Annotated in this window: 8 protein-coding genes and 1 tRNA gene; all 9 read left to right on the top strand. The window is 55.6% G+C overall.

What is annotated here, in order from left to right; all coding sequences use genetic code 11:
- The coding region (locus ABX962_RS21290; protein ID WP_372722098.1) for a site-2 protease family protein at positions 1-1,843 on the top strand (1,843 nt) is incomplete at its 5' end.
- A 124-nt stretch (positions 1,844-1,967) separates the two neighbouring features.
- Entirely contained in the window at positions 1,968-3,212 is a 1,245-nt protein-coding gene (locus ABX962_RS21285) for a class I SAM-dependent methyltransferase (protein WP_372722096.1), read from the top strand.
- A 357-nt stretch (positions 3,213-3,569) separates the two neighbouring features.
- Positions 3,570-4,193, top strand: coding sequence for a 50S ribosomal protein L25 (locus ABX962_RS21280; RefSeq protein WP_372722095.1), 624 nt, complete (start codon positions 3,570-3,572; stop codon positions 4,191-4,193).
- 33 nt (positions 4,194-4,226) lie between these two features.
- Positions 4,227-4,829, top strand: a complete 603-nt coding sequence (gene pth, locus ABX962_RS21275; protein ID WP_372722093.1) for an aminoacyl-tRNA hydrolase — start codon at positions 4,227-4,229, stop codon at positions 4,827-4,829.
- Between the two features lie 256 nt (positions 4,830-5,085).
- Positions 5,086-5,523, top strand: coding sequence for a 30S ribosomal protein S6 (gene rpsF / locus ABX962_RS21270; RefSeq protein ID WP_372722091.1), 438 nt, complete (start codon positions 5,086-5,088; stop codon positions 5,521-5,523).
- Between the two features lie 145 nt (positions 5,524-5,668).
- Positions 5,669-6,205 carry a single-stranded DNA-binding protein gene (ssb, locus tag ABX962_RS21265; protein WP_372722089.1) on the top strand — a complete coding sequence of 179 codons (537 nt, stop codon included), beginning with the start codon at positions 5,669-5,671 and terminating at the stop codon, positions 6,203-6,205.
- 69 nt (positions 6,206-6,274) lie between these two features.
- On the top strand, positions 6,275-6,814 hold the full coding sequence (gene rplI, locus ABX962_RS21260) for a 50S ribosomal protein L9 (protein ID WP_008694035.1): 540 nt from the start codon (positions 6,275-6,277) through the stop codon (positions 6,812-6,814).
- A gap of 74 nt (positions 6,815-6,888) precedes the next feature.
- Positions 6,889-6,972, top strand: a tRNA-Leu gene (locus ABX962_RS21255).
- Between the two features lie 450 nt (positions 6,973-7,422).
- The coding region (gene ppdK, locus ABX962_RS21250; RefSeq protein WP_372722087.1) for a pyruvate, phosphate dikinase at positions 7,423-9,263 on the top strand (1,841 nt) is incomplete at its 3' end.

Here is a 9,263-nt window from a genome sequence, read left to right as displayed (position 1 = left end):
CGACGATCCTCGCAAAGCCGAAGAAGAAGCGAAGCGGATTCGCATGAAAGAGGACGCAGCCGAAGCGGACGAAGAGGCCGATGACACCGCCCCTGAAAAGCTGGATCCACGCAGTTTCCCCGCCAAGCCGGTTTGGCAGCGGATGATCATCATCAGCGCCGGTGTCGTGATGAACTTGATCACCGGCGTGTTGTTTGCCGCGATCGCGTACGGCTACGGCGTCACCTACAACCCGTCGATCATCGGCGGCGTGACCCCAGGCGGCCCAGCGTGGCAGGCTGGCATTGAACCCGGCGGGCAAGTCGTGTCCGTTGGCGGTTTGACCGACGACCAAATGCATTTCCGTGAAATGCGAATGGCGATTTTGACCGAAGGGTTGGATAACCCCGAAAAGCCCATCAGCTTGTCGATTCGCTATGACGAAGGGGTTCGAAAATACAACCTAAAAACGGCGTCTCACCCCGAAAACTCGGACGTGCGGATGATCGGGATCGTCAGCCCCACCTCGCTTGAACTCAGCTCGAAAACCGTCGCGATGCCTGGCAGTATCGCCGCCACCGTGCTGACCGGAGACGATGCAGGCTCGAAAATCGTTGCGTATGACGGAAAGAAAATCAATAACGAGCTGATCGTTCCCTCGACGCCGTTTTTCAATTACCTGTACTCCAATCCGACCAAAACCATTTCATTGACGCTCGAGCGAGTCGATGGCAGCGAGCACAAAGTCGACTTGCCGCCCCAGCAAGCGAAAATGCTTGGCGTTCGTTGGGCGATCAGCCCGATCACCGGGTTGGTCGACGAAGGGGTTGCCGCGAAGGCAGGCGTCCAAGTCGGCGATGTGATCACCGCGATCAACGGCGACACCGAGATCGACGCTTACAAGTTGCCACTGGAACTGATTTCGACGAAACAGCCGATTACGATGACGCTGCAGCGTGGCGAAGGGGACGAAGCCCGTACGATCGAGGTCGAACTAGCCCCGCAAGATACGCTGCAAACCCACGCTCCGGACTCGCAAATTTCGGGCGAAATTGCGATCAACCGCTTTGGATTTTCCTATCGCCCGCTGCCCACCGTGGCAAGCGTGTTGCCCAATTTGTTGGCTGGGGATGCATCGGACTCCGAGCTGGAATTGCAGCCCGGGGACGAAATCCAAGAGGTTCGCTTGATCACCCCCGACAGCGAACTGATGTCGCCGTTACAGGATGCCGAATTCGAGCCCTTGGTCGCTCAATTACGTAAAGGCTGGGAAAAAGACGGCCCTACCCCATGGGGCTCGCTGATCGAAACGATCCAGTACCTACCCGAAGGCACGCAGCTGCAAGTGCTGGCGACGCGATCCCCGAAAGGCCGTGTGATCGAAACGCAGGTCGCAGTGCAACAAGACGACCGAGTCTGGTTCGAGCGTGGGCTGGGACTCACCGCCAGCGAATCGATTCAACGAGCAAGCTCGGTGACCGGCGCACTTTCGCTGGGACTCCGCGAAGCCGAACGCCGCTTGCGAGACGTCTTCCGCTTTTTGCGAATGGCAACACAAGGACGAGTAAAAATGCGTCACGTGGGTGGCCCATTGGCGATCATGGACTTGGCAAAACAGGAAGCCGAGCGAGGCATCTCGCCTCAATTGCTGTTCCTGACGATGTTAAGCATGAACCTTGCCATCCTGAACTTCCTGCCGATTCCTGCACTTGACGGCGGCCACATGATGTTCTTGATCGCCGAAGCGATTCGAGGCAAGAAGCTAAACGAGCAACTCGAAATGCGGCTAACCATGGCAGGCGTCTTGATGATTCTGCTGCTAATGGTGGTGGTGTTTGCGAACGACATTCTGCGTTTGCTGTAACTCGGCTTGCGAAGTTTTGGCCAACACGGTGAAGCCTCTTCTGGTAGCTACCTTCGCCAGAAGGTGGTGATTCGCGTTGGACGCCCACCATCCACGCTCTGGCGAGCGCAGCTACGAAACGCAAATGCCGATACGAGACAGCATTCAAGACGAACAGATCGTCGCTTACGAAGCGGCGATTGCTGAACTCGCCGCGACAACGCCAGCAGGCTCCGACGTCAAGGTCGTCAAACGACTTCGTCACCAATTTGGCAGCGACGCGTTTTACGAATTGATTGCGATTGCAAGGCTGCAACGCAAAGCTCGCCAAAAACTGGGTGAGGGTGTTTGGTGGGCGACCGACCGTGCGTTGCAACAAGCAACCGCGTGGCAGGTGGCAAAGCTAAAATCAAGCTGGTTCGGCGATCACTTGGTGTTCGATCTGTGCTGCGGCATCGGTGGCGACGCCTTAGAATTAGCCCGCCGCGGTGAGTCCCATGGAGGCGTGGTTGCGGTCGACATGGATCCGGTGATCCAGCAATACACTGAGGCAAATCTTCGCAAAGTGGTGCCCGCTGTCTCAGCCACGGCGGCAACGATCCAAACCGTATGCGAAGACGTGCTGAAAATCGAGATTCCCGCGAATGCCGCGATCCATCTCGATCCCGATCGACGCGCCGACGGCAAACGGACCACACGTCCCGAAGACTATCAACCTTCGCTCTCGCAAATCTTGCCGCGGATCGAAGCGGCGCCGGCCGCGATCATTAAATTAGCACCGGCAGCCAAGACCGAGCTCGATGATCGCATCCATCGAGCATGGATTTCGCTCTCGGGCGGCGTGCGCGAGCAATCGCTGATTTTCGGCGACGCATTGCAGCGGGCCGGATTCCATCCGGGTTCGGTTTCCGCCTTTGCGGTCCGCAGCGACGGAAACTACTCGCGGTTTGACTCGAGCGACACGCCGTCGGGTGAACTGGATTCAATCCGTGTGGCCTCGGCCAAGTCGCCGGGGCAATGGATCATTGACCCCGACGCGGCGGTCCGCGCTGCGGGGCTGACCGAGTACTTTGCTCGCACCTACGGACTGAAAACGCTCGGCGGCCCCACTGGATTTTTGACCAGCGAGGATGAAATCGACGACGCTCGCATGGAAAAAATCCGCGAGATCGCGTCGATTGGCGAAGTTATTTGGTCGGGAAGTTGCGACGAACGAAAACTTCGTCGCGAACTCCGGCAACGCAATCAGTATGCCGAAAAGATCAAGGTGCGGGGCAGCGGGCACGACCCCGCCGTGCTCCGCAAACGGCTGCGTCCGTGTGGGGAAACGCCGATTGGGTTATGGATCGGAAGGGCAGAAAAGGGCGTTTTTGCGGCATTTACGCATTAGACCGACGCTGCCCCTGCCCACGCCTAAGACGTGTAGGCAAAGGAACAAGGGCGGCTTGCATGCCGCTTCCTAGCAGCTCAAACACGACCACAATGGTGTGACGTTTGCGGTCGCGGTTGGCGACAAAAATCGTTGCGATAGGCGTATCCGCCCGCGACCGACAAGATTCGCCAAGAAATGCTTGTGCCAAACGCCCTCTTTGGGCTTGCGTGAGGAAGCGAAACCCGCATACTTACGCGCTTCCTCCGGCCGCGCCCGTTTTGATACGATCCGGCCTTCGGGGGCTGTGGAGCCGGCGTTCGGCGTTTACCGAAATTTATTGATGAATCACAATTTGACTGGAAGGTTGATCCAGCCATGACAGACGTATTGCAGGTCGAGAAGCGTGAGCGAACAGGCTCCGCTGCCACTCGGCGTTTGCGTCAGAGCGGTCGAATCCCCGCTGTATTGTACGGACACGGCGAAGCGACTGAGTCGCTATCGGTCCCATCGGACGAAGTCAAAGCCCTCTTGCGCCATCACGGCAAGACGGTTGAGCTCGCCGGTGCAATCAAAGAAACCGCGATGGTTTGCGCGATGCAGTGGGATCCCTTGGGGATCGAAGTGCTGCACCTTGACTTGATGCGTGTCAATTTGTCCGAAAAAGTGGACGTGACCGTTTCCATTCATGTGCACGGCGATCCCGTGGGTGTTCGTGAAGGCGGCATCCTGTTGGAAAACCATCATGAAGTCGAAATCCGCTGCTCGGCTGGCGATATTCCTGAGAACATTGGACTGAACGTTTCCGATCTTCACCTCGGTCAATCGCTGACCGCTGGCGATTTGGAACTGCCCGCCGGCGTGGAACTCGTCACCCCCGCAGACACCGTGGTTGCTCACGTTGAAGAGCCGCGTGCAATGAAGGCCGAAGATGACTCGGCAGAAAGTGCGAGCGAGCCGGATGTGATCGCCAAGGGCGGACCAAAGGACGAGGAAGACTAAAGTCAGTTCACACTGACTCATCGATCCACTGCCATGAAATTGATCGTCGGCCTAGGAAATCCTGGGCAGAAATACGAACAAACTCGACACAACGTCGGCTTCATGGCAGCGGACAAAATCGCGGCATTGATCTCTGCCAGCCCTTCGAAAGTTCGCTTCGAGGGGCTCTGGGCTGAAGGAAATTACCGCGGCGAAAAACTCGCGATTTTATGGCCACAGACGTTCATGAACGCCAGTGGCAAAAGCGTGAGAAAAGCAATTGATTTTTTCAAACTGACCCCCGAAGAAATCGTGGTGATCTGCGACGATTTAAACCTTCCCTGTGGACGTCTGAGGCTGAAAGCCACAGGGTCCTCCGGAGGCCAAAAGGGGTTGGCGGACATCATCCGGCATCTTGGATCCGAGTCGTTTCCGCGACTCAAGATCGGGATCGACCGGCCTCCCGAAGGATGGGAAGTCGTCGATTACGTGCTGGGTAAGTTCAACAAAAGCGAACAGCCAACGATCGATGAAGCGACAACCCGAGCTGCCTATGCCTCACTGGACTGGGCAACCCACGGGATTACGCAAACCATGACTGAGTACAACGGAGCGGTGCCGGCCAAGCCAAAAGGCAAGACCAAGCCACCCCAATAACCTTGCAAGCCCCTAGTGTTGCAGGCCCTTTGCGGGATTCAGTAAGCGAGTAAGAAGTTCACCCCAATGCGTTAACGAGACTGACGTTGCGAAACGACGGTCCGAACCCAACGCTGCGGACCCCGAATGCGGAAATGCGATACGGTGCTGGGCAAAATCACACCGCCTCGATAACATACCGCTTCAAAACAGAGATTTTTCCGAAACAGCGCTGCGTTCAACGCAACCAATCAGACCGTAGAGAGACGATAAAACCGTGGCGAAAAACACTTACGAAACGCTATTCATCCTCGATAGCAACCAATACGCTCGCGATCCAGGCGGCGTCAGCAAGCAGATCGAACAAATCATCACCGAAAACGAAGGCAACGTGCTCGTTAGCCGGATGTGGATGGAACAACGACTCGCCTACCCTATCGATAAGCACCAAAAAGGTACTTACTGGTTGACGTACTTCGAAATCGAAGGCGAGCAACTCGTCAAGATCGAGCGAGCGTTCCAACTGTGCGAACCCATCTTGCGTGAATTGACTCTCAAGCTGGATCCTCGCTTGGTTGAGCCAATGCTTGCAAATGCTCGTGGAGAAACCTTCACGCTTTCGAATCGCAGCGAAGAAGAGACGGACGATTCCGACGACAACAGTTCGGATGACGCCAACGCAGAAGACGATTCGGTCGTAAGCTCCGAAGCCTAGTATTTGCTCACCAGCGGCTGCAGCGGTAGGATGGCGAATAGGTGCATTTTTTGCATCTTTAAAGCGTCCCAGAAGCATGGCCAGCAGCGTGACGCAACGTAGGAAGCAAAAACATTTCGACATTTAAAATGTTTCGGGGAAAATCATGGCAAGCTACAACCGCGTCGTTCTTGTAGGCAACATCACGCGTGACATCGAACTGAAGTACACCCAAGGGGGTACCGCGGTGACCGAAATCACGATTGCTGTGAACGACCGCCGAAAGTCAGCTACCGGAGAATGGGTCGAGGAAACGACATTCGTTGATGTGACACTTTGGGGGCGAACCGCAGAAGTCGCAAGCGAATACCTGAGCAAGGGTTCACCGATCCTTGTCGAAGGCCGACTGAAACTTGACATGTGGGAAACCGATGGCCAAAAACGCAGCAAGCTGCGGGTGATCGGAGAACGGATGCAGATGCTCAGCGGTGGCGGTGGCGGAGGCGGCGGAGAATCGCGGCAACGAAGCCAACCACAGCGACGCGACACGGTCCAAGAAAGCAGCTACGACTCGCACGACTACCAAGATTCACACGCGTCTCGCGATCCCCAACCCCGGCCGACGGGCAACCCCGCGGGGCAACGAGAAGCACAACCGACCGGCAACGGCCCCGGTTACGACGATCCCGACATCCCGTTCTAACCTGAACGGCCCCTAAGTACCCATCAATCCATCCATACACACCACCTATTTGTTCACTCGAGTTTTGTGATGCCGAAACCAAAGACTAGCACGGGTCGATCGTTCAAGCGACCATTTAAACGTTTGCCCAAAGGCGCTAACGGTGGCATTCAGCTACTATTGATCCACAATGTCGAGCACCTCGGCAAGCAAGGCGACATCGTCGAAGTCAAATCGGGCTACGCGTTGAACTATTTGCTGCCGCAAGGACTTGCCACCGTTGCGACCGACCATCACAAGCGAATGGTTGAGAAGCATCGCGAAAAATTGCGTGCTATCGAACTCGAAAAGCTGAAGAGCTACCGCGACATGGCGGACGAGCTTGGCAAGCAATCGATCACGATCGAAGCCAACGCCAACGACGAAGGCCATTTGTACGGCAGCGTCGGCGCCCACGAGATCGTCGATGCCCTCAAGGGTGCTGGATTCACTTTGGCCCAAGACCAAATCCGTTTGGAAGGCCCGCTAAAGGAATTGGGCTTGTACACGGTCAAGGTTCACTTGCACAGCGAAGTCGACGCGGCACTGAAGGTTTGGGTTGTCCCAACCGTGGTGACCGAAGAAGTCTAATTTTTGCTTGATAAAATCAAGACGGCGGGCTTTCGGCATCGCCGTCCTGTTTACTATCATCATCGGATCACGTCGGGGCTGTGGCGGAACTGGCAGACGCGCTGGATTTAGGATCCAGTTCCTTTACTGGAGTGCAGGTTCGATTCCTGTCAGCCCTACTGATTTAAAAACAGCGGCGGTGTGCATCAGTCACATCGCCGCTGTTTTCGTTTTGCTCCCCTCTGGCTTTCCCGTGCCCTCGGCGTCGGCACTCACCAAGTGGTTGGGGTGTTGACATTGGGCGACCGATCTTTGTTTGGCGTCGCCGCCGCAACGAAGTTGCGGCTGAAACAGGCCTCAAGATTACTAAATCGGTACCGCCCTAGCGCAAACGGCAATCACGGCGAAATCGCCCAACTCAACGCAGTGATTAGCTTCAAATTCGTTAGCACTCATTGACCTTAGGTCAAATGGGAAATAAAGTTTCCCCGTAAAAGGCGTTGTTATTCGTGGTTTAGGGCCGCCAATGCCTTATTGTTTGGGACCGCTCAAAGATGTTTCGGGCTCCCCTTTTGATCTGTTTTTAATCTCTCACTTACAAACCACGACGGTTCCTTCAGAGACTTACTATGGCAAAGAAAGCTGGCTCAGCTGATAAGATGGTTTACTACTTCGGTAAGACAAAAACCGAAGGCCGTGGCTCAAGCAAAGCAATCTTGGGCGGCAAGGGTTTGAACCTTGCTGAAATGACCGCGATTGGTCTTCCGGTTCCTCCCGGATTTACGATCACCACCGCAGTATGCGATGCGTACTACAAGTCCGGCGAAAAGATGCCCAAGGGCTTGATGGACGAAGTTAACGAGGCTGTCAAAACACTCGAAAAAGAACTGGGCAAAAAGTTCGGTGACGATGCGAACCCATTGCTTGTCAGCGTTCGCTCGGGTGCAGCCGTCAGCATGCCAGGAATGATGAACACCATCCTGAACCTTGGCTTGAACGACGCGGCCACCGAAGGTCTCGCCAAAGCGACCAAGAACGAACGATTCGCTTACGACGCTTACCGCCGTTTGATCAACATGTTCGGGGATGTGGTGATGGGCATGGACCATCATCAATTCGAAAAAGCGTTTGACGAAATCAAGAAGAAGTACAAAGTCAGCGAAGACACCGAAGTTCCCGCCGAAGGTTTGAAGCAACTTTGCGAATCCTACAAAGCGGTTTACAAAAAGTCGACTGGCGAAGATTTCCCACAAGACCCGATCAAGCAGCTTGAACTTTCGATCATGGCTGTGTTCGGATCGTGGAACACCGCCCGCGCCGTTCGCTACCGTGAAATCGAAGGTATCCGTGGCTTGCTCGGAACCGCGGTCAACGTTCAATCGATGGTTTATGGGAACATGGGCGACGATTCGGGAACCGGCGTTGCATTCACTCGTAACCCCAACACCGGCGAAAACAAATTCTTCGGTGAGTTCTTAATCAATGCACAGGGCGAAGACGTTGTCGCCGGTATCCGCACCCCACAACCGGTTGCGGAAATGCCTAAGTGGAACCGAGCGGTTCACAAAGAACTGATCGCGATCAAGAAAACGCTCGAAGATCACTACGCTGAAATGCAGGACATCGAGTTCACGATCGAGCGTGGCACGCTGTACATGCTGCAAACCCGTACTGGCAAACGCACCGGAGTCGCGGCAGTCAAGATTGCTTGCGACATGGTCAAGGAAAAATTGATCGATCAAAAGACCGCCGTCTTGCGTGTTCCCGCGAACGACTTGACTCAATTGTTGCTGCCTAGCTTCAAGCCGACCGCGCGTAACGCTGCGGACGTTTTGACCCGCGGCCTGCCTGCCTCGCCAGGGGCATCGGTCGGTAAGTTGGCGTTCAGTGCCGAAGAAGCACGTGAACGAGCCGACGCGGGCGAAAAGGTGATCTTGGTTCGTAAAGAAACCAGCCCCGAAGACGTCGACGGCATGAACGCTGCTGCGGGCATTTTGACCAGCACCGGCGGGATGACCAGCCACGCGGCGGTCGTCGCTCGCGGTTGGGGCAAGTGCTGTGTTGCCGGTGCCGGCGAAGTGGAAATCAACGAAAAGACCAAGAAGATCAAAGTCGGCGGACGCACCTTCGGCGTCAAAGACATCATCAGCCTTGACGGAACCACCGGCGAAGTCATGTCGGGCGAAGTGGAAACACAAGAACCGAAACTTTCGGGCGACTTTGCCAAGTTGATGAAATGGGCCGACGAGTACCGCACGCTGGCGATTCGCACCAACGCCGATTCGCCTGCGGACAGCAAGCGAGCTCGCGACTTTGGTGCCGAAGGCATCGGTCTTTGCCGTACCGAGCACATGTTCTTTGACCCTGAGCGAATCACGCACATGCGTTCGATGATTTTGGCTCAAGACGAAAAAGATCGTCGTGCCGCACTGAAGAAATTGCTTCCTTTCCAACGCAAAGATTTCGAAGG

It is taken from the genome of Novipirellula sp. (assembly GCF_041583735.1).
Classification (GTDB): Bacteria; Planctomycetota; Planctomycetia; order Pirellulales; family Pirellulaceae; genus Novipirellula.
Note: the sequence above shows the minus strand (reverse complement) of the source record. Positions and strands in the feature narration are given on the sequence as shown.